General features: G+C 66.6%; 20 protein-coding genes. 12 read left to right on the forward strand and 8 right to left on the reverse strand.

Features of this window, described 5'->3' with window-relative positions; translation table 11 throughout:
• Window positions 1-5 precede the first annotated feature (5 nt).
• From lolA to AC3A6G_RS04720, 3 genes are all read right to left on the reverse strand, one after another.
• Window positions 6-638 carry an outer membrane lipoprotein periplasmic chaperone LolA gene (lolA, locus tag AC3A6G_RS04710; protein ID WP_487865384.1) on the reverse strand — a complete coding sequence of 211 codons (633 nt, stop codon included), beginning with the start codon at window positions 636-638 and terminating at the stop codon, window positions 6-8.
• A gap of 153 nt (window positions 639-791) precedes the next feature.
• Window positions 792-3,194, reverse strand: a complete 2,403-nt coding sequence (locus AC3A6G_RS04715) for a DNA translocase FtsK (protein ID WP_487858474.1) — start codon at window positions 3,192-3,194, stop codon at window positions 792-794.
• Between the two features lie 79 nt (window positions 3,195-3,273).
• A complete protein-coding gene (locus tag AC3A6G_RS04720) occupies window positions 3,274-3,948 on the reverse strand; it encodes a Crp/Fnr family transcriptional regulator (RefSeq protein ID WP_487865385.1) in 675 nt (224 codons plus the stop codon).
• Window positions 3,949-4,140: 192 nt separating this feature from the next.
• Here AC3A6G_RS04720 and trxB point away from each other — a divergent pair, with 192 nt between their 5' ends.
• The 3 genes from trxB to rpmG all read left to right on the forward strand — a co-directional run bounded on the left by trxB (window position 4,141) and on the right by rpmG (window position 5,749).
• A complete protein-coding gene (trxB, locus tag AC3A6G_RS04725; RefSeq protein WP_487858476.1) occupies window positions 4,141-5,100 on the forward strand; it encodes a thioredoxin-disulfide reductase in 960 nt (319 codons plus the stop codon).
• Between the two features lie 230 nt (window positions 5,101-5,330).
• A complete protein-coding gene (rpmB, locus tag AC3A6G_RS04730) occupies window positions 5,331-5,564 on the forward strand; it encodes a large ribosomal subunit protein bL28 (protein ID WP_487858477.1) in 234 nt (77 codons plus the stop codon).
• A gap of 11 nt (window positions 5,565-5,575) precedes the next feature.
• Window positions 5,576-5,749: a 50S ribosomal protein L33 gene (gene rpmG / locus AC3A6G_RS04735; RefSeq protein ID WP_007830291.1), complete on the forward strand. Its 174-nt coding sequence runs from the start codon at window positions 5,576-5,578 to the stop codon at window positions 5,747-5,749.
• A gap of 140 nt (window positions 5,750-5,889) precedes the next feature.
• Here rpmG and AC3A6G_RS04740 read toward each other — a convergent pair whose 3' ends face one another.
• Window positions 5,890-7,104 (reverse strand): DesA family fatty acid desaturase, encoded by a 1,215-nt coding sequence (locus tag AC3A6G_RS04740; RefSeq protein WP_487858478.1) that lies wholly within the window; start codon window positions 7,102-7,104, stop codon window positions 5,890-5,892.
• A 133-nt stretch (window positions 7,105-7,237) separates the two neighbouring features.
• The gene (locus AC3A6G_RS04745) at window positions 7,238-8,509 is read right to left on the reverse strand and encodes an RsmB/NOP family class I SAM-dependent RNA methyltransferase (protein ID WP_487873178.1); all 1,272 of its coding nucleotides are present in this window, start codon (window positions 8,507-8,509) and stop codon (window positions 7,238-7,240) included.
• A gap of 84 nt (window positions 8,510-8,593) precedes the next feature.
• Between AC3A6G_RS04745 and AC3A6G_RS04750 the strand changes: the two genes are divergently transcribed.
• Window positions 8,594-8,833: a DUF1653 domain-containing protein gene (locus AC3A6G_RS04750; RefSeq protein ID WP_487858632.1), complete on the forward strand. Its 240-nt coding sequence runs from the start codon at window positions 8,594-8,596 to the stop codon at window positions 8,831-8,833.
• Between the two features lie 29 nt (window positions 8,834-8,862).
• Here AC3A6G_RS04750 and AC3A6G_RS04755 read toward each other — a convergent pair whose 3' ends face one another.
• Both AC3A6G_RS04755 and purN read right to left on the reverse strand, forming a co-directional pair.
• A complete protein-coding gene (locus tag AC3A6G_RS04755) occupies window positions 8,863-9,177 on the reverse strand; it encodes an I78 family peptidase inhibitor (protein ID WP_487858480.1) in 315 nt (104 codons plus the stop codon).
• A gap of 35 nt (window positions 9,178-9,212) precedes the next feature.
• Complete coding sequence (purN, locus tag AC3A6G_RS04760; RefSeq protein WP_487858481.1) at window positions 9,213-9,809, reverse strand: phosphoribosylglycinamide formyltransferase; 597 nt, start codon at window positions 9,807-9,809, stop codon at window positions 9,213-9,215.
• 161 nt (window positions 9,810-9,970) lie between these two features.
• Here purN and AC3A6G_RS04765 point away from each other — a divergent pair, with 161 nt between their 5' ends.
• From AC3A6G_RS04765 to AC3A6G_RS04780, 4 genes are all read left to right on the forward strand, one after another.
• Window positions 9,971-11,152 (forward strand): acyl-CoA dehydrogenase family protein, encoded by a 1,182-nt coding sequence (locus AC3A6G_RS04765; RefSeq protein ID WP_487858482.1) that lies wholly within the window; start codon window positions 9,971-9,973, stop codon window positions 11,150-11,152.
• Window positions 11,153-11,164: 12 nt separating this feature from the next.
• Entirely contained in the window at window positions 11,165-12,280 is a 1,116-nt protein-coding gene (locus tag AC3A6G_RS04770) for an acyl-CoA dehydrogenase family protein (RefSeq protein WP_487873179.1), read from the forward strand.
• Between the two features lie 81 nt (window positions 12,281-12,361).
• Window positions 12,362-13,714: an alpha/beta fold hydrolase gene (locus AC3A6G_RS04775; protein WP_487873180.1), complete on the forward strand. Its 1,353-nt coding sequence runs from the start codon at window positions 12,362-12,364 to the stop codon at window positions 13,712-13,714.
• A gap of 16 nt (window positions 13,715-13,730) precedes the next feature.
• Window positions 13,731-14,525 carry an enoyl-CoA hydratase gene (locus tag AC3A6G_RS04780; protein ID WP_487873181.1) on the forward strand — a complete coding sequence of 265 codons (795 nt, stop codon included), beginning with the start codon at window positions 13,731-13,733 and terminating at the stop codon, window positions 14,523-14,525.
• 9 nt (window positions 14,526-14,534) lie between these two features.
• On the opposite strand, the gene AC3A6G_RS04785 is transcribed toward AC3A6G_RS04780, so the two are convergent.
• A complete protein-coding gene (locus AC3A6G_RS04785) occupies window positions 14,535-15,095 on the reverse strand; it encodes an HNH endonuclease (protein ID WP_487858486.1) in 561 nt (186 codons plus the stop codon).
• A gap of 166 nt (window positions 15,096-15,261) precedes the next feature.
• Between AC3A6G_RS04785 and AC3A6G_RS04790 the strand changes: the two genes are divergently transcribed.
• The 4 genes from AC3A6G_RS04790 (at window position 15,262) to AC3A6G_RS04805 (ending at window position 20,962) form a co-directional block, all read left to right on the forward strand.
• Window positions 15,262-16,299 carry a bifunctional riboflavin kinase/FAD synthetase gene (locus AC3A6G_RS04790; RefSeq protein ID WP_487858487.1) on the forward strand — a complete coding sequence of 346 codons (1,038 nt, stop codon included), beginning with the start codon at window positions 15,262-15,264 and terminating at the stop codon, window positions 16,297-16,299.
• A 121-nt stretch (window positions 16,300-16,420) separates the two neighbouring features.
• Entirely contained in the window at window positions 16,421-19,276 is a 2,856-nt protein-coding gene (gene ileS / locus AC3A6G_RS04795) for an isoleucine--tRNA ligase (RefSeq protein ID WP_487873182.1), read from the forward strand.
• A 1-nt stretch (window position 19,277) separates the two neighbouring features.
• The gene (gene lspA / locus AC3A6G_RS04800; RefSeq protein WP_487873183.1) at window positions 19,278-19,790 is read left to right on the forward strand and encodes a signal peptidase II; all 513 of its coding nucleotides are present in this window, start codon (window positions 19,278-19,280) and stop codon (window positions 19,788-19,790) included.
• 170 nt (window positions 19,791-19,960) lie between these two features.
• Window positions 19,961-20,962, forward strand: coding sequence for a LacI family DNA-binding transcriptional regulator (locus tag AC3A6G_RS04805; protein ID WP_487873184.1), 1,002 nt, complete (start codon window positions 19,961-19,963; stop codon window positions 20,960-20,962).
• The last annotated feature ends 10 nt before the right edge of the window (window positions 20,963-20,972 follow it).

The following is a 20,972-nucleotide window of genomic DNA, read 5'->3' on the forward strand; positions in this document are numbered from 1 at the left end:
GACTGCTACTGCTTGAGAACGTCGGCCCCCGCGGGCGCCTTGAAGTCGAACACGTTCGCGGCGAGCGCCGGGTTCACCTCGACCTTGCTGAACTTGAGCACCGAACGCTGGCCGAAGCTGTCGAGAATTTCGAGCGCGGCAAGCGCATCGCCCAGGAAGCCGACCTGCACGTGCTGCAGCTGGCCGTCCTTGTTCTTGGGCGTGGCCTTGACCCACTGGAGGCCGTCGCGTTCGGGCGCGGCTTCGAGCGTGAAGTCGGCCTGCAGTGCACGCAGGTCGGGCGCCGCGGCGATCAGCGCAGCGGGCGTGGAGCCCAGCGCCTGCGACTGCGCGCGCTGCGTGACCTGATTGAGGTCGGCGTCGTAGAGCCAGAGCGTCTTGCCGTCGGCCACGATGGTCTGGGCGAAAGGCTTCTGGTAGTCGAACTTGAACTTGCCGGGACGCTGGAATTCGAAGGTGCCGTTCGAGGTCTTGGCGCGGCCCGGCTGGCCGTCGCGCGGCGGTGCGGTGACGGTCTGGGTGAAATCGGCGCGGCCCGATTTCACCGTCTTGACGAAGGTCTCGAGGCTTTCGAGGCCGCCGGCCCAGGCATTGGCGGAACAGAGAAGGCCGATCAACAGCCAGTGACGAATTTTCATTTGGGATTCCTCAGCACGCGAACCGCGTTGGCATGACCATACCCCGCGGCGCGTGGCGCCATGTGCGGGGTTCGATGAAGTTTTGCAACGCTAGCGCGGAGTTTGCAACCGGCATGTCAGCGCGTAACGGCGGGACGAGCAGGCCTTTGCTGGCTATTCGGCGCGCGCCGGCACCAGTATCTCGCGCTGCCCGCTGCCGCTCATTGCGCTCACCAGGCCGGCTTTCTCCATGTCCTCGACGAGCCGCGCGGCGCGGTTGTAGCCGATCTTCAGGTGGCGTTGCACGAGCGAGATGCTGGCCTTGCGGTTCTTCAGCACCACCTCCACCGCCTGGTCGTACATCGGGTCCTTCTCGGCATCGCCGCCGTCGCCGAGCATGTCGCCGTCGCCGTCCACCGTGCCGCCTTCGAGCACACCCTCGATGTAGTCGGGCTCGCCCTGGCTCTTCAGGTAAGCCACGACGCGGTGCACTTCGTCGTCGCTCACGAAGGCGCCATGCACACGAATCGGCAGGCCGGTGCCGCTGGGCATGTAGAGCATGTCGCCCATGCCGAGCAGCGCCTCGGCCCCCATCTGGTCGAGGATGGTGCGGCTGTCGATCTTGCTCGACACCTGAAACGCGATGCGCGTGGGAATGTTCGCCTTGATGAGGCCGGTGATAACGTCCACGCTGGGCCGCTGCGTGGCAAGGATCAGGTGGATGCCCGCCGCGCGTGCCTTTTGCGCCAGCCGGGCAATGAGCTCCTCGATCTTCTTGCCGACGACCATCATCAGGTCGGCCAGCTCGTCGATCACGACCACGATGTGCGGCTCGCGCTTGAGCGGCTCGGGATCGTCGGGCGTGAGGCTGAACGGGTTGTAGATGAACTCCTCGCGCGCCTTGGCCTCGTCGATCTTGGTGTTGTAGCCGGCCAGGTTGCGCACGCCGAGCTTGCTCATGAGCTTGTAGCGGCGCTCCATCTCGGCCACGCACCAGTTGAGGCCGTGGGCGGCCTGGCGCATGTCGGTGACCACGGGCGCGAGCAGGTGCGGAATGCCTTCATAGACCGACATCTCGAGCATCTTCGGGTCGATCATGAGCAGGCGCACGTCGCGCGCCTCGGCCTTGTAGAGCAGCGACAGGATCATCGCGTTGATGCCGACCGACTTGCCCGAACCGGTGGTACCGGCCACGAGCACGTGCGGCATCTTCGCGAGGTCGGCCACCACGGGGTTGCCGATGATGTCCTTGCCGAGGCCCATCGTGAGCATCGACTTGCCTTCGTTGTAGACCTGCGAGCCGAGGATCTCGCTGAGCTTGATCGACTGGCGCTTGGCGTTGGGCAACTCGAGCGCCATGTAGTTCTTGCCGGGGATCGTTTCGACCACGCGGATCGACACCAGCGAGAGCGAACGCGCAAGGTCCTTGGCGAGGCCGAGGATCTGCGAGCCCTTGACGCCCGTGGCGGGCTCGATCTCGTAGCGCGTGATGACGGGGCCCGGCGAGGCCAGCACCACGCGCACCTCGACGCCGAAGTCCTTGAGCTTCTTCTCGATCATGCGCGACGTCATCTCGAGCGTGTCGGCGGACACCGTTTCCTGGCGCACCTGCGCGGCATCGAGCAGGTCGACCTGCGGCAGCTTGCTGTCGGGCAGTTCCTTGAAGAGCGGCTTCTGGCGCTCCTTGGCGACGCGGTCGCTCCTGGGCACCTCGGCGAGCGCGGGTTCGATCTGCACCGGCGGCGAGGCCGCGCGGCGCTTCGGACGCGGCTCGATGCGCAGTTCTTCGTCGCCGACCAGTGGCTCGGGTTCGTCCGCGTCGGAGCCCGTGCGCGAGAACGGCAGGTCTTCGGCCTCTTCGCGTTCGCGCGCGGCCCGCTTGCCCATCGCGATGTCGGCAGCGAGCTCGCGCTTCTCGCGGCGCCACTCGAAAAGCGAATAGGCCCGCGCGCCGATGCGCTCGGCGATCTGGGTCCAGGAGAAGCGGAACACCAGCGCCGAGCCGATCACGCCCGCCGCGATGGCCACCAGCGCCGAGCCGGTGAAACCCATCCAGCGCACGCTGGTGGGCCCGACGAGGTAGCCGAGCACGCCGCCGCCCGACCCCGGAAGATGGGATTCGAGCCGGTACAGCCGCGACCATTCGAGCACCGCGCTCGCGGACAGCAGCAGCAGCAGGCCAAACCAGAACGCGATGCGGCTGCGGTTGAAGCGGCCGCGCACCGGCTGGTCGCCGGCTGCGGGTTCACCGCCCCGCAGCCAATGGGCCAGCGACGACAGCCATGCGCGAAGGCCTGCCGCAAGACACCACCAGACCGAATACCCCGCGAGGAAGTAGCTGCCATCGGCCAGCCAGGCACCGATGCGGCCGCCCCAGTTCTTGACCTCGCCCCCCGTGCCCGATGTGGACCAGGCTGCATCGGACGGCGTGAAGCTCAGCATCGCCAGCAGCCAGAACAGCAACGCGGCGAAGCCCGCGACCAGCGTGATCTCGTGTGCGAAGCGCAGGGCGCGCATGCGCACGGGTTGCCCTTCGTCGGCGGAAGAAGATTGAAGCGTATTGAGCGAATAGGTCATGAAAAACGCGGCACCCGGCCCGACAAGCGGCAGCTGGATGGCTGAACACTACAACAAAAGGCCCCGGCCGGGCCGCGGCTCACGCCAGCGACAGCAGCCGCTCCTTGACGATCATGGATCCGTCGTCCTGGGTCTGGACGAAGCCGCGCTCCTCCAGGTCCTTCATCACGCGGCTCACCATCTCGCGCGAGGCACCCACCATTTTCGCGAGATCCTGGCGCGAGATCTTGTCGCGCACCTTGAGATTGCCGGCGCCGTCTGCCGTGGCGAACTCGAGCAGCGACCGTGCCACGCGTCCGTAGACGTCCATGAGCGCCAGCGACTCGATCTTGCGGTCGGCATGGCGCAGGCGCTGCACCAGCCCGCGCATGATGTTGTAGGCCATCGAGGAGTTCTCGGGCAGGCAGCGTGCGAAGGCCTCCCGGTCGAGCATGAGCACGTCGCACTGGATCTCGGCACGCACCGTGGCCGAATGCGGCTCGTCGTCGATCAGGCTCATCTCGCCGATGTGGTCGCCGGTGTGCAGCGTCGCGAGAATGACTTCCCGGCCGCGGTTGTCGGCGCTGGTCACGCGCGCGCGACCCGTCAGGATGATGTAGAGCGCATCGGACTTCTTGCCCTGCTCAACGATCATCTCCGCGCGCTTGAAGCGCTTCTTGATGATCGTGTCCGCAATGCTCGCTGACTGTGAAGGTGTCAGCGAAGCGAACAGCGGAACGCGTCTGAGCAGCTCAAGATTGGACAGCATTGACATCGATCGATCCCTGATACGGCGCCTGCAGCCCCATCGCTATTTGTGAGATTGATGGATTACTACAATCGCGCCCATTGAAAACACCGTGCACCCGGTGTTGAACCGGGCGGTGATACTCCCTACCTAACGGTACCACCCTGAAAATGTACACGCTGACGCAGCGCAAATCCTAGGTTTTCTACTCATCACCCTATGTCCGCCACCCAACACGCCAAGGTCCTGATCCTGGGCTCCGGCCCTGCCGGCTACACCGCCGCGGTCTACGCAGCACGCGCGAACCTGCAGCCCCTTCTCATCACGGGCATCGCCCAGGGCGGCCAGCTGATGACCACCACCGAGGTCGACAACTGGCCGGCCGACGTGCACGGCGTGCAGGGCCCCGAGCTGATGCAGCGCTTCCTGGAGCATGCCGAACGCTTCAAGACGCAGATCGTCTTCGACCACATCAACAAGGTCGACCTGAGCAAGCGCCCCTTTACCCTCACGGGCGACAGCGGCACCTACACCTGCGACTCGCTGATCATCGCCACGGGCGCCTCGGCGAAGTACCTGGGCCTCGAATCAGAGCAGAAGTTCATGGGCCGCGGGGTTTCCGCCTGCGCCACCTGCGACGGCTTCTTCTACCGCGAGCAGGAGGTCTGCGTGATCGGCGGCGGCAATACGGCCGTCGAAGAGGCGCTGTACCTCGCCAACATCGCAAACAAGGTCACGCTCGTGCATCGCCGCGACAAGTTCCGCGCCGAGCCGATCCTGATCGACAAGGTCAAGGAAAAGGTTGCCGAAGGCAAGATCGTGCTCAAGCTGCACAGCGAACTCGACCAGGTGCTCGGCGACGACTCGGGCGTGACGGGCATCCGCATCAAGAACACGCAGACCGGGGCGACCGAGCAGATCGACCTCAAGGGCTGCTTCATCGCGATCGGGCACCACCCCAACACCGACATCTTCCAGGGCCAGCTGGAAATGAAGGACAACTACATCCTGACCCGCTCCGGCCTGCAGGGCTTTGCCACGATGACCAGCATCCCCGGCGTCTTCGCCGCTGGCGACGTGCAGGACAACATCTACCGCCAGGCCATCACCAGCGCCGGCACGGGCTGCATGGCCGCACTCGACGCCCAGCGCTTCCTGGAGCAGGACGGCACGCTCTGAGAGCGGTGCCGTGCGCCGCTCTGGTGGCGCTGAGCCCAAAAGGGCTATAATCCAAGGCTTTGCCGAATCAGGCCCACAGTCTCCCGGAAGGGGCTGTTGTGGGCCTGTAGTGATTTTTACGGCAAGCCGGGGTACCGCCACCCGTTTCTGGCGAGGTCAAGCTGCAAAACACCTGAGTCTGCAATCGCCCTGATTGCGCCGGTGCCAGCTGTTCAAGAAAGAGTGTCCTCATGGCACGCGTATGCGATATCACGGGCAAGGGCCCGATGGTCGGAAACAACGTTTCCCACGCCAACAACAAAACCAAGCGCCGGTTCCTGCCGAACCTGCAATACCGCCGTTTCTGGGTCGAGACTGAAAACCGCTGGGTTCGCCTGCGTGTTTCGAGCGCCGCGCTGCGCCTGATCGACAAGAACGGCATCGACGCCGTGCTCGCAGACCTGCGTGCACGCGGCCAAGCTTAAGGAGCTGAATCATGGCAACGAGCAAAGGCGGACGCGAAAAGATCAAGCTGGAATCCACCGCGGGTACCGGCCACTTCTACACGACCAGCAAGAACAAGAAGACGATGCCTGAAAAGATGTCGATCATGAAGTTCGACCCGAAGGCACGCAAGCACGTCGAATACAAGGAAATCAAGCTGAAGTAATTCGGCCCGGTCTCCCCTCACGAAGAACCCGCTGCTCACCCAGCGGGTTTTTTGTTGCCTGTGTGTGCTGTGGGCGCAAAAAAAGCCGACCAAGGTCGGCTTCTTTGATCAACGGCGGTATCGAAAACCGTGCCGCGCGATCAGGCGTGCGCAGAGCGCAGACGGGTCGAGAACTCGCGCAGGCCCGCGATCCCGCTGGCTTCGGCCCTGTGGCACCAGGCTGCCAGGTCGGCCGCCAGTTGCTCGCGCGACTGCGAGGTGTTGAGCCACAGCTGGCGCAGCTCTTCGCGCATCGTGACCATCTTGTCGATCACCGGGTGGGCGGCGCGCGCCTGGACCAGGTGGGTGCGGGCTGACGGCGGCACCTTGTCGTCGTCGCGATGGAGCCAGTTCTTGGCCGCCTTGAGCACCGAGATGTCGCCGCCCTTGGTCTTGAGCGCCGCGAGTTCGGCCTTGGTCACACGGCGCATTTCACGCGCATAGCCGGCCATCACTTCGTAGCGGTTGGCGATGACCGCCTCGAGCGTCTTCTCGTCGGCCACGGGGCGGATATCGCCGAGCTGCATTTTCGGCGGCAGCTTCTTGACCTTGGCCCAGCCGATCGCCTGCATCATCTGGATGTAGACCCAGCCGATGTCGAACTCGTACTTCTTGACCGAGAACTTGGCCGCGGTGGGATAGGTGTGGTGATTGTTGTGCAGCTCTTCGCCGCCGATGATCACGCCCCACGGGAACACGTTGCGGCTGGCGTCGGGCGCCTCGAAGTTGCGGTAGCCCCAGTAGTGGCCGATGCCGTTGATGATGCCGGCCGCAGTGATCGGGATCCAGAGCATCTGGACGGCCCAGACGGACAGACCCACCACGCCGAACAGCGCCAAGTTGAGCACGAGCATCAGGCCGACACCCTGCCAGCTGTAGCGCGTATAGAGGTTGCGCTCGATCCAGTCATCGGGCGTGCCGTGGCCGTAGCGCTCGACCGTGTCCTTGTTCTTCGATTCGGCACGGTACAGCTCGGCGCCGCGCCAGAGCACTTCGTCGATGCCCTTGACCTGCGGGCTGTGGGGATCGTCCACGGTCTCGCACTTGGCGTGGTGCTTGCGGTGGATGGCCACCCACTGCTTGGTCACCATGCCGGTGCCGAGCCACAGCCAGAAGCGGAAGAAATGCGAAGGGATCGGCCCCAGGTCCATGGCCCGGTGGGTCTGCGTGCGGTGCAGGAAGATCGTGACCGCGGCGATCGTGATGTGCGTGGTGACGAGCGTGTACAACACGATCTGCCACCATGTCAGGTTCCACAAGCCGTGTCCGAGCCAGTCGATGGCCGCGCTCACAACGGCAGAGTCAGGAATCCACATTGAGTTTGGTGCTCCATGGCCGCACGAAGGTGCCGCCTATTCAGTTAGACGCAATTTTAAGGCGCCAAGGCCAAAACGAGGCCTTTTGTCCTTCTGCAATTGCGCAGAATTACCCTGATTTGGAGTGCAACACCTATTTACGGTTCCATACGGCGGCAAAAAAACCGTCGGTGGCGTGGCGGTGGGGCCACAGTCGAAGGTACCGATGGCCGTCGGGCCCGCCGGCGCAGAGGCCCTCGGCCCCTTCGACCTTCAATCCCTGCAGCAGCGTGGCGGCGTCCTGGGGCACGAAATCGGGATTGGCGGCACCGAAAGCCTCGGCAATGGCCTCGTTTTCCTCGGGCAGCACGCTGCAGGTCGCGTAGACCAGCCGCCCGCCCGGTTTCACCAGGCGGGCGGCGCTCTGCAGGATGGCAGTCTGCTTGGCCGTCAGTTCCTCGACCGATTTTGGCGACTGGCGCCATTTCAGGTCGGGATTGCGGCGCAGCGTGCCAAGCCCCGAGCAGGGCGCATCCACCAGCACGCGATCGATCTTGCCTGCCAAGCGCTTGACACGGTCGTCGCGCTCGTGGGCGATGGCTGCGGGGTGCACGTTGGACAGCTTGCTGCGCGCCAGCCGGGGCTTGAGTGCGTCGAGCCGGTGGGCCGAGGTGTCGAAAGCATAGAGCCGGCCGGTGCTGCGCATCGTGGCGCCGATCGCCAGCGTCTTGCCGCCCGCGCCGGCGCAGAAGTCGACCACCATCTCGCCGCGCTTGGCGTCGAGCAGCAGTGCCAGCAGCTGGGATCCTTCGTCCTGCACCTCGATGGCGCCGCGGGCAAAGGCCTCCAGCTTGGTCAGGGCCGGCTTGCCGTCGATGCGCAGCCCCCAGGGAGAGAACGGCGTAGCCTGCGAGGGAACGCCGGCCTTGGCCAGTTCCGCCTTCACCTCCGCGCGCTTGTCGGTCAGGGCGTTGACCCGCAGGTCGAGCGGCGCGGGCTGCTGCAGGCTTTCGGCCAACGCCCAGAAGCCGTCGCCGGCCTGGGCCTTCAGCGGCGCGACCAGCCATTCGGGCAGGTTGTGGCGGTGGCGCTCGAGCAGGTCGTCGGGCTTGACGGCGTCGCAGTTGTCGAGCCAGCGCTTCTCGACGTCGTTGAGCGCGCTTTTCACGAAATCGCGCGGGCCATGGAAACCCAGGATCGCCATGCGGCGCTCCTTCGAGCCGCTGCCCGAAGGCGAGAGGTGGTCGAACAGGAGCTTCTTGCGCAGCACCGTATAAACGGTCTCGGCGAGCGTGGCGCGTTCGCGCGGCCCGAGTTCGCGGTGGTCGCGGAAGAAGCGCGAGACGACCTGGTCGGCGGGGTGATCGAATTTCAGGACGAGGCCCACCAGATCGGCGGCGGCCTCCAACAGGGCTTTGGGGTGCATGCCTCCATTGTCTCAGCCGCGCCGTCGAAAGCCGGCCGAGTGCCATGGAGAATCGCCCACCATCCGAAGAAAGAAAGCAACGCAGTGACCCACGACGACGACAACCTGCCCCCGCTGATCGAGACGCCTCCGGGCCGCTACCGCCACTACAAGGGCGGCGAATACGAGGTGCTGGGCACCGTCCGGCACAGCGAGACACTGGAGCCGATGACGCTCTACCGTGCACTCTATGGTGCCGGCGGGCTCTGGGTCCGGCCCGCGGCGATGTTCGGCGAGACCGTCGAAATCGACGGTGTCCGCCGCCCCCGCTTCGCCCCCGCCTAAGTGGCTCGGCCCCGGAGCGCTGCGCTGCTTCAGCCGCAGCGAACGTCGGTCACGCGGCCGCGCGCATCCACATCGAGGTTGAGGCGTCCGCCGTTGAGTTCCATCGTCACCACCTCACCCGGCTTCAGCGCCCGCGAGGTGCCGGCACCGGCGCGCACACGGGCCGCGGCTTCCAATTGGGGCGACAGCTGCTGGCCCACCGCAAAGCGGGCCCCATCGGCGTTGCATTGAAAGACCGGCTCGGGCGGTGCTGCGGACGCAGGCGCCGTCGCAGAGCCGGGCGCGGCGCAGGCGGTGAGCAGAATGGCGCCCGTGGCGGCCAGCAGTAGCGATGGAGTTTTCAAGTGGGGCTCCCGAAAACCGCGAATATAAACAATTCTTAACGAATGCGTCTCGATGTATCTGCCAGCCACCCGGCAATGGCGCGTGGATACAACTGATGCTCCTGGGCCAGAACGCGGTCTGCCAGATCGCCGGCGGTGTCGCCGGGCAACACCGGCACCGCCGCCTGCGCCAGGATCGGGCCGTGGTCGAGTTCGCTCGTGACCTGGTGCACCGTCACGCCCGCCACCTTGCAGCCGGCATCGATCGCGCGCTGGTGCGTGTCGAGCCCCGGAAACGCCGGCAGCAGCGAGGGATGGATGTTGACCAGCCGGCCGGCATAGCGGTCGACGAAGCCCGGCGTCAGGATGCGCATGAAGCCCGCGAGCACCACCAGCGCCGGCGAATGCGCATCGACCTCACTGGCCAGGGCCGCGTCGAAAGCCTCGCGGCTGGCGAATGCCTGGTGCGGCACGACGGCAGTGGCGATGCCGTGCGCCCGGGCAAGCGCGAGCCCGCCCGCATCGGCCTTGTTGCTCACGACCGCCGCCACGCGGGCGCCGAAGCGTTCGGTCCAGCGGTCGCGTTCCGCGGCGCGCGCGATGGCCGCCATGTTGGAGCCGCCGCCGGAGATCAGGATCACGATGTTCTTCATGGGAGGGCGGGATTATCTGTGTTCGGCGCTCACCGCCCGCGGCACACAACTTGTCGCCGCGCGGACACCAGTTCACAGCACGACCGTGCTAAAACTCCGGGTTCCGGAGACAGGCCGCCATCGCCGCGATGGCGCCGACCGTTCAACACAGCGAGGCACGCATGGATTTGAGCTTCACGCCCGAAGAACAGAAGTTCCGCGAAGAAATTCGCGCATGGGTCAAAGAGAACCTTCCCAAAGAGATTTCGCACAAGGTGCACAACGCGCTCGAACTCACGCGCGACGATCTGCAGGGCTGGGCCAAGATCCTCGGCAAGAAGGGCTGGCTCGGCTACGGCTGGCCGAAGGAATTCGGCGGCCCGGGCTGGACCGCCATCCAGCGCCACCTGTTCGAGGAAGAAACCGCGCTGGCCGGCGCGCCGCGCATCATCCCGTTCGGCCCCGTCATGGTGGCGCCCGTCATCATGGCTTTCGGCAATGCCGAGCAGCAGAAACGCTTCCTGCCCGGCATCGCCAGCGGCGAGGTCTGGTGGAGCCAGGGCTACAGCGAACCGGGCTCGGGTTCCGACCTCGCCTCGGTCAAGACCAAGGCCGAGCGCCAGGGCGACAAGTACATCGTCAATGGACAAAAGACCTGGACCACGCTGGGCCAGTACGGCGACTGGATGTTCAACCTCGTGCGCACCAGCAACGAGGGCAAGCCCCAGACCGGCATCAGCTTCCTGCTGCTCGACATGAAGTCGCCCGGCGTGACGGTGCGGCCGATCAAGCTGCTCGACGGCAGCCACGAAGTGAACGAGGTGTTCTTCGACAACGTCGAGGTGCCCGCGGAGAACCTGATCGGCGAGGAGAACAAGGGCTGGACCTATGCCAAGCACCTGCTCTCGCACGAGCGCACCAACATCGCCGACGTGAACCGCGCCAAGCGCGAACTCGAGCGCCTGAAGCGCATCGCCAAGAGCGAAGGCGTCTACGACGACATGCGCTTCCGCGACGAGATCGCCAAGCTCGAAGTGGACATCGTCGCGCTCGAGATGATGGTGCTGCGTGTGCTGTCGGCCGCCACGTCGGGCAAGAACTCGCTCGACGTCGCGGGCCTGCTCAAGATCCGCGGCAGCGAGATCCAGCAGCGCTACAGCGAATTGATGATGCTCGCGGGCGGCGCCTACTCGCTGCCGCTGATCCGAGAGGCGATGGAGGCCGGCTGGCAGGGCGACTTCCCCGGCGGCAACCCGGCCCTGGCGCCGCTCGCATCGACCTTCTTCAACATGCGCAAGACCACCATCTACGGCGGTTCCAACGAAGTTCAGCGCAACATCGTCGCCCAGACGGTGCTGGGCTGAGGAGACAAGAATATGGACTTCAATTTCACCGACGAGCAGGAACAACTGCGCGACGCCGTTCGCAAGTGGGTCGACAAGGGCTACGACTTCGAACGCCGCCGCGGCATCGAGGCCAAGGGCGGCTTCTCGCGCGAGGCCTGGGACGAACTCGCCGAGCTGGGCCTCGGCGGCCTCTACATCCCCGAAGACGACGGCGGCCTGGGCATGGGCCCGGTGGCCGGCATGGTGGTGATGGAAGAACTGGGCCGCGGCATCGTGCTGGAGCCCTTCGTGCAGACGCTGATCGCCGGCGCCGTGCTCGGCGGCCACGCCCCAGCGGAGCTCAAGGACAACTGGCTGCCGCGCATCGCCGGCGGCCAGGCCATCGTGGTGCTGGCCTACCAGGAGCGCAAGGCGCGCTACCGCCTCGACGTGTGCGAGGCCAAGGCCGTGAAGGCCGGTGACGGCTGGTCGCTGAGCGGCGCCAAGAGCGTGGTGCCCGTGGGCGACGAAGCCGACGCCTACATCGTGCCGGCGCAGGCCGACGGCCGCATCGCCCTGTTCCTGGTCGAGCGCAGCGCGAGCGGCGTCGAAGCGCGCGGCTACGGCACGCAGGACGGCAGCCGCGCCGCCGAAGTGGTGTTCGACAAGGCCGATGCCACGCTGATCGCGGCCGATGGCCTTCCGGTGCTCGAATACGCGGTCGATGTCGGCATCGCCGCCACCTGCGCGGAAGCGGTTGGCATCATGGACAAGACCGTGGCGCTCACGGTCGAATACATGAACCAGCGCAAGCAGTTCGGCGTCGTCATCGCGAGCTTCCAGGCGCTGCGCCACCGGCTGGCCGACATGAAGATGCAGCTCGAGCTCGCACGCTCCATGAGCTACTACGCCACGCTCAAGCTCGAAGCCCCAGCCGACGAGCGCCGGCAGGCGATGGCGCGCGCGAAGTACCAGCTCGGCGTGTCGATGCGCTTCGTGGCGGCCAATGCGGTGCAGTTGCATGGCGGTATCGGCGTGACCGACGAATACATCGGCAGCCACTACTTCCGCAAGCTCACGCAGCTCGAGATGACCTTCGGCGACTCGCTGCACCACTTGGGCGAAGTCTCCGCGCGCATGCAGGACACGGCCGGGGTCTTCGCCTGAAGGTATTTCTCTCATAGCATCGACGCCCGCCCGCCCTGCGCCGGCGGGCGTTTTCACTTGGACCTGCCAGGAACGCAAAACATGCCATCCCGCCGCACCCTCCTTGCCCTCGGGCTCGTCGCCACTGCCATGCTGACCGCCTGCGCCACTACGCCCTCGCCTTCGCATGCCGAACGCCCACCGATCGTCTTCATGCACGGCAACGGCGACTCGGCCGCGCTGTGGCAGACCACCCTCTGGCGCTTCGAATCGAACGGCTGGCCGCGCGAGCGCCTCTTTGCGCTCGACCAGCCCTACCCCCTCGCGCGCGACGACGATGCCGTGGCGCAGCCGGGCCGCAGTTCGACCACCGATTCGGCCACCTTCCTCAAGGCCCAGGTCGAGCGGGTCCTGAAAGCCACCGGCGCGGCCAAGGTGGTGCTGATCGGCAATTCGCGCGGCGGCAACACCATCCGCAATTACGTGCAGAACGGCGGCGGCGCAGCCGTGGTGAGCCACGTGGTGCTCGGCGGCAATCCCGCGCACGGAATCTGGGCCGTGAAGGGCCTGCGCGAGAACAACGAGTTCTCGGGACTCTCGGGCTTCATGCAGCAGCTCAATGCGCCGAAGGGGCCGAACGGAGAAGAGGTCACGCCGGGCGTCCAGTGGCTCACGCTGCGCTCCGACAACAACGACAAATACGCGCAGCCCGATGGCCTCTGGATCGGCGCGCCGGGCCAGCCGACGAACATCGGCTTCGATGGTCCCGCGCTCAAGGGCGCGACCAACGTGGTGCTGCCGCGCGTGGATCACCGCGAAACCTCGTTCTCGCCGGCGGCCTTCGCGGCCACTTGGCAGTTTCTTACCGGCGAGGCGCCGCGCAGCGCGGCGGTGGCGCCTGAGGCGCAGGTCGTGCTCGACGGCCGCGCCATCGGGGCGGAGAACATCCCGCTCAACGGCGCACAGGTCACGGTGCATGCCGTCGATCCGGCCACGGGCGCACGGCGCGGCGAGGCCGTGCACAGCAAGAACATCGGCGCCGACGGCCGCTGGGGCCCTTTCAGGGCGCGCGGCGACACGGCCTACGAGTTCGTTCTCGCAGCACCGGGCTACGGCACCACGCACATCTACCGCAGTCCGTTCCCGCGCAGCAGCCAGGTCGTGAACCTGCGCCCGGAGCGCCTCACGCCGGCCGATTCCAACGCCAAGGCGGTCGTGGTCTTCACGCGGCCTCGCGGCTATTTCGACGCCCAGCGCGACACCATGCGCTTCGACGGCCAGAGCCCGCCACCGGGCGTGCCGCCCCGAGGTTCGGGCGTGTCGTCGTCGAGACTGCGGCTCGCCGCGGCCGAGCCCCAGCGCGCCGTGACCGGCGAGTTCAATGGCGAGCGCATCACCGGCCTCAGCTGGCCCGCCGCGCAGGCGCATGTGACCGTGCTCGAGTTGACCTATTGAGACGAGGCACGAGGCTATGAACGACATCACCGCTTCCGACCCCTGCGTCCTCAGCGTGCGCGATGCGCGCGGCGTGGTCACGCTGACGCTCAACCGGCCGGCGGCGTTCAACGCGCTGTCCGAAGATATGCTCGCAGCACTCGAGCAGGCGATCGCCGCCACCGCGGCCGACGACACCGTGCGCGCCGTGGTGATCGCGGCCACCGGCAAGGCCTTCTGTGCCGGCCACGACCTGAAGGAAATGCGCGCCGAACCTTCGCTCGGCTACTACGAGCGGCTCTTCGCGCGCTGCGGCGCCATGATGCTGTCGCTGCAGCGGCTTCCGGTGCCCGTGATCGCACGCGTGCATGGCATCGCGACGGCCGCCGGCTGCCAGCTGGTGGCGGTGTGCGATCTGGCGGTGGCCTCGAGCGAGGCGCGCTTCGCAGTCAGCGGCGTCAACGTGGGCCTGTTCTGCGCCACGCCGAGCGTCACGCTGTCGCGCAACCTCGGGCGCAAGGAAGCCTTCGAGATGCTCGTGACCGGCGAGTTCATCGGTGCCGACGAGGCGCGCGACAAGGGTCTCGTCAACCGCGTCGCGGCCCCAACGGAGTTGGACGCGGCGGTCGAGGCGCTGGTGGCCAGCATCGTCGCCAAGCCGCGCCGGGCGCTGGCGCTCGGCAAGGCCCTGTTCTATCGGCAGCTCGAGACCGGCATCGAGGCCGCGCTGGCCGATGCGAGCCAGACCATGGCCTGCAACATGATGGACGAGAGCGCGCTCGAAGGGGTGCAGGCGTTCATCGAGAAGCGGCCGCCCGGCTGGAAGCGTTGAAGCGCCGGCTCAGCTGTCGTGCAACCGGGAGGACTGTGGCAGGTGCGCCATCAGGAACTCCATCTGGTCCGTCAGGATGCGCCGGTTGCGCAGGATGAAGTCTTCCCAGAGGCTCGGCACATAGGGCGCGTACAGCAGCGGCATGTTCGCCTGCTCGGGCGTGCGGCTGCTCTTGCGGTGGTTGCAGGGCTTGCAGGCCGTGACCACGTTCATCCAGTTGTCGATGCCCTTCTGGGCGAACGGGATGATGTGCTCGCGCGTGAGCTCGTCCTCGTGGAAATGGCCGCCGCAATAGGCGCAGACGTTGCGGTCGCGCGCAAACAGCTTGCTGTTGGTCAGGCCCGGGCGCTGGTGGAAGGGGTTGATGCGCGGCACGCCCTTGGTGCCGATGATGCTGTTGATCGCGATCTGCGACTGCTCGCCGGTGATGGCGTTGTGCCCGCCACGGAACACAGCGACCTGCGCGCCCACCTCCCAGCGGACTTCGTCCGCCGCATAGTGGATCACCGCCTGTTCGAGCGATATCCATGACTGGGGCAGCCCCTGGGCCGACAGCTTCAAGACCTTCACCACACGCCTCCTCGAAAACGAAAGAAACACGGAAAAAGACCAGCGACACGGAGCGGGTCGGAGACCCTTGCGGCGACGCACTGAGTCACAATATACCGGCTTTGTGACAAAACGGCCTGATCCGCCCATTCGACGGGCAAAAGGCGCTATCAAAAAGATACTACAGATGCAGGTTTTCCGCGGCTTCCGGCATCCGGGCGTGGCTCCGGCCTGCGCCCTCACGATCGGCAATTTCGACGGCGTCCACCGCGGCCACCAGGCCATGCTGGCGCTGCTGCAGACTGAGGCGCGCCAGCGCGGCCTGCCGAGCTGCGTGCTCACTTTCGAGCCGCATCCGCGCGACTATTTCGCCGCGCTGACCAAGAAGCCCGAACTGGCGCCGGCGCGCATCGGCACCTTGCGCGACAAGCTTGGCGAGCTCGCCGCCTGCGGCGTTACGCAGACCATCGTGCTGCCCTTCGACCAGCGGCTCGCGAGCCAGTCGCCCGAGGAATTCATCCAGAACGTGCTGGTCGACGGTCTGGGCGCGCGCTATGTGCTGGTGGGCGACGACTTCCGCTTCGGCGCCAAACGGGCGGGCGACTACGCCATGCTCGATGCGGCCGGCGAGGCGCGCGGCTTCGACGTCGCGCGCATGAACAGCTACGAGGTGCACGGCCTGCGGGTCTCGAGTTCGGCCGTGCGCGATGCACTGGCCGAAGGCCGCATGGCCGACGCCCAGATGCTGCTCGGTCGCCCCTACGCGATCTCGGGCCACGTGGTCCACGGCCGCAAGCTCGGCCGCGCGCTCGGCGCCTCGGCCCCGGGCCAGGACGACGGCTTTCGCACGCTCAACATGCGCTTCAAGCACTGGAAGCCGGCCGCCAGCGGCATCTTCGCGGTGCTGGTCCACGGACTGGCCGACCGGCCGCTGCCCGGCGTGGCCAACCTCGGCGTGCGCCCCTCGCTCGACGCCAACGACGTCAACGCGGGCCGGGTGCTGCTCGAGACGCACTGCCTCGAGTGGCCCTCGCATCTGGGGTCCGAAGGGGCCTACGGTAAAATCGTGCGCGTGGAACTGCTGCACAAACTGCACGACGAATTGCGCTACACCAGCCTCGAGGCCCTGACTGCGGGCATCGCCAAGGATGGGCGCGACGCACGTGCGTTCTTCGCATCGACCCACGCCGAAACCCACCGCCAGACCACGCGCGACCGAATTTAGCCCTGCACGCACCGTGCTGCCGCCCTTCGACAAGCTCAGGGCGAACGGCTTTTCTTCCGCACCGACCGCTTCGTGCAGTTCGGGCTGAGCCTGTCGAAGCCCCTCTGTTTCGCACCCCAACATGTCTGACGCTGCCGCTCCCTCCCCCACCGACTACCGCGCCACCCTCAACCTGCCCGATACCCCCTTCCCGATGCGCGGCGACCTGCCCAAGCGCGAGCCGGGCTGGGTCAAGGAATGGAACGACGAAGGTCGCTACCACCGCCTGCGCGACGCGCGTCACGGCGCGCCCAAGTTCATCCTGCACGACGGCCCGCCCTATGCCAACGGCCAGATCCACATGGGCCACGCGGTCAACAAGATCCTGAAGGACATGATCACCAAGGCGCGCCAGCTCGAGGGCTACGACGCGCTCTACGTGCCGGGCTGGGACTGCCACGGCCTGCCGATCGAGAACGCCATCGAGAAGCAGTTCGGCCGCAACCTGAGCCGCGACGAGATGCAGGCCAAGAGCCGCGCCTACGCCACGGAACAGATCGCCCAGCAGATGGCCGACTTCCAGCGCCTCGGCGTGCTGGGCGAATGGGACCATCCCTACAAGACGATGGATTTCGCCAACGAGGCCGGCGAGCTGCGCGCCTTCAAGCGCGTGATCGAGCGCGGCTTCGTCTACCGCGGCCTCAAGCCCGTGTACTGGTGCTTCGACTGCGGCTCGTCGCTGGCCGAGTTCGAGATCGAGTACGCCGACAAGAAGAGCCAGACCCTCGATGTCGCCTTCAAGGCGCACGACCGCGCGAAGGTGCTCGCGGCCTTCGAAACCGACCACCAGATCCTCGGCGACATCTTCGCCGTGATCTGGACCACCACTGCGTGGACGATCCCGGCCAACCAGGCGATCAACCTGAACCCCGAGATCGAGTATTCGCTCGTCGACACCGAGCGCGGCCTGCTGATCCTCGCCAACTCGCTGGTCGAGATGTGCATGACGCGCTATGCGCTCGACGGCAAGGTGCTGGCCACGGTCAAGGGCGAGAAGCTCGGCGGGCTCGAATTCGAGCACCCGCTGTACGACGTGGATGCGGGCTACCAGCGCCTGTCGCCCGTGTACCTGGCCGACTACGCCACGGCCACCGACGGCACGGGCCTCGTGCACTCGTCGCCTGCCTACGGCGTGGACGACTTCAACTCCTGCATTGCACACGGCGTGGCGTACGACGACATCCTGAACCCGGTGCAGGGCAACGGCAGCTACGCGAGCGACTTCCCGCTGTTCGGCGGCCAGAACATCTGGAAGGCCGTGCCGGTGATCATCGCCGCGCTGCGCGATGCCAACCGCCTGCTGACCACCGAGACCATCACCCACAGCTACCCGCACTGCTGGCGCCACAAGACGCCGGTGATCTACCGCGCGGCCGCGCAGTGGTTCGTGCGCATGGACGAAGGCGAAGGCGTGTTCACCAAGAACAAGGCGCCCAAGACGCTGCGCCAGACGGCGCTCGAAGCCATCGAACAGACCAGCTTCTACCCCGAGAACGGCAAGGCGCGGCTGCACGACATGATCGCCAATCGTCCCGACTGGTGCATCAGCCGCCAGCGCAGCTGGGGCGTGCCGATCCCGTTCTTCCTGCACAAGGATTCGGGCGAGCTGCATCCGCGCACCATGGATATCCTCGACCAGGCCGCCGACATCGTCGAGAAAGGCGGCATCGAGGCCTGGAGCCGCGTCACCGTCGAAGAGATCCTGGGCGCCGAGGACGCGCCGCACTACACCAAGAGCACCGACATCCTCGAGGTGTGGTTCGACTCGGGCTCGACCTTCTCGCACGTGCTGCGCGGCACGCACCCCAACGTGCACCACGAGACCGGGCCCGAGGCCGACCTGTACCTCGAGGGCCACGACCAGCACCGCGGGTGGTTCCACTCGTCGCTGCTGATCGCCTGCATGCTCGAAGACCGGGCGCCGTACAAGGGCCTGCTCACGCACGGCTTCACGGTCGATGCCAAGGGCATCAAGATGAGCAAGTCGCTCAAGAACGGCATCGACCCGCAAGAGATCAGCAGCAAGCTTGGCTCCGAGATCATCCGGCTGTGGGTGGCCGCGAGCGACTACTCGGGCGACATCGCGGGCGACGACAAGATCCTCGCGCGCGTCGTCGATTCGTACCGCCGCATCCGCAATACGCTGCGCTTCCTGCTTGCGAACACCAGCGACTTCGACATCGCGAAGGACGCGGTGCCGCTCGGCGAGCTGCTCGAGATCGACCGCTACGCGCTCTCGCGCGCGGCGCAGTTCCAGGCCGAGATCCTCGCGCACTACAAGGTGTACGAGTTCCATCCGGTGGTGGCCAAGCTGCAGATCTACTGCTCGGAAGACCTCGGCGGCTTCTACCTCGACATCCTGAAGGACCGTCTCTACACCACCGCGCCCGGTTCGCGCGCGCGCCGCAGCGCGCAGACCGCGCTGTGGCACATCTCGCAGGCGATGCTGCGCTGGATGGCGCCGTTCCTGAGCTTCACGGCCGAGGAAGCCTGGAAGTTCGTGAGCACCGGCCAGCCGGGCGAGTCGATCTTTGCGCAGACCTACAGCCGCTTCGATGCACCCGACGAGGCCCTGCTCACCAAGTGGGGCCGCATCCGCGAGATCCGCGACGGGGTGAACAAGGACATCGAGGCCGTGCGCGCCGAAGGCAAGGTCGGCTCGTCGCTGCAGGCGAACCTGAAGCTCAGCGCACCGTCCGACGACCATGCGCTGCTGGCGTCGCTCGGCGACGACCTGAAGTTCGTCTTCATCGCCTCGGCGATCGAGCTCGCCGCGAGCGATGCGCTCTCCACGCAGGTCGCACCGAGCAGCGCGCCCAAATGCGAACGCTGCTGGCACTACCGCGACGATGTCGGCCACGATGCCGCGCATCCGACCATCTGCGGGCGTTGCACGAGCAACCTGTTCGGCGCCGGCGAGCCGCGGAGCTTTGCCTGAGATGGCGGCCGCACGCTCCATGACCGCATCGCCCTCGCGCAGCGGCAGCATCTGGCCGTGGCTCGCGCTCGCGGCCGCCATCCTGGCCATCGACCAGATCACCAAGACGCTGATCCTGGGCGCCTACAAGCTCGGCGACGCAACCTACGTGACGAGCTTCTTCAACGTGGTGCGGGCCCACAACACGGGCGCCGCGTTCTCGTTCCTGGCCGACCACTCCGGCTGGCAGCGCTGGTTCTTCACGGCGATCGGCCTTGCCGCCGCGGTGTTCATCGTGTGGATGCTGAGGTCGCACGCGGGGCAGAAGCTCTTTTCGTTCGCCATGGCCTGCATCCTCGGCGGTGCGGTCGGCAACGTGATCGACCGGCTGATGCACGGCTACGTGGTGGACTTCCTGAGCTTCCACATGAACAACTGGTACTTCCCGGCCTTCAACGTGGCCGACAGCGCGATCACGCTCGGTGCGATCTGCCTGATCCTCGACGAGATCCGGCGGGTCCGGCGCGCCAGATAGCCGCGCCCCCCGGTCCAGGCCGCCCGCCCTGCGCGCGCGGCCTGAGGCTCCGCAAAGCAATTCAATAGTCAACGAAAAGGAGAGGGTTACTCCCCTCTTCGCGCGCTGTCACGGCGGGGTCATACTGGCGCGGTGAAATGTAATCGATTACATCGCATCAGCCGCCACCCATGAGCATCCAAGCCGTCGCCGCCAAAGCCGGGGTCTCCGTCGCCACCGTCTCGCGCGTCTTCAACTTTCCCGACAAGGTCACGCCGGCCACACGGGCGCTGGTGGAGCGCGTGGCGCGCGAGCTCGACTACCTGCCGAATGCCAGCGCACGCACCCTGCGCACGCAGCGCAGCCGCGCCCTCGGCGTGGTGCTTCCCACGCTGCTGAACCCCACCTTCGCCGAATGCCTTCAGGGCATTGCGCGCGCGTCAATCGCGGGCGGCTACGCCATCGTTCCCATCACCACCGGCTACCGGTTCGAGGAAGAAGAGCGTGCGGTGCAGTTGCTGCTCGCGGGCAACGTCGACGGGCTGATCCTGGTGGTCTCCAACCCGTCGACATCGGCCGCGCTCGCGCGGCTGCGCAGCACCGGCACGCCCTATGTGCTCGCCTACAACCGCCACGCCGACCATCCCTGTGTGACCGTCGATGGCGAGGCCGCCGTGGCCGACGCCGTCGCGCGGCTCGTGCTGCTCGGCCATCGCCGCATCGCCATGGTGAGCGGCACGCTGGCCGCCTCCGACCGGGCACAGCAGCGCTTTCGCGGCTATCGCCAGGGCATGCGCGATGCCGGCCTCAAGGCGCTGCCGCTGATCGAGGTGCCCTTCGTCGAAAGCGCGGTGGATGCGCTCGCGCGCGTGCTGCAGGCGGGCGACAGGCCCTCCGCACTGGTCTGCTCGAACGACCTGCTCGCGATCCGCAGCATCCGCGCCGCGCACCTCAGCGGCCTTCGCGTGCCCGAGGCGCTCAGCGTGGTCGGCTTCGACGGCATTGCGCTCGGCGAAGACCTCACGCCGGCCCTGAGCACCATCGAGCAGCCCAACAGCGACATCGGCCGCCACAGCGTCGAGCTGCTGATCCAGGCCATCGCCGGCGGGGCGCCGCTCGGGCCCGATGCAAGCCTGCTGCTGCCCCACGTCTTTCGCGACGGCGAATCGTGCGCCGCCGCGGCCATTTCCTGATCCCTTCGTT

The sequence above is a fragment of the Variovorax sp. Soil_C_26 genome, assembly GCF_057657075.1.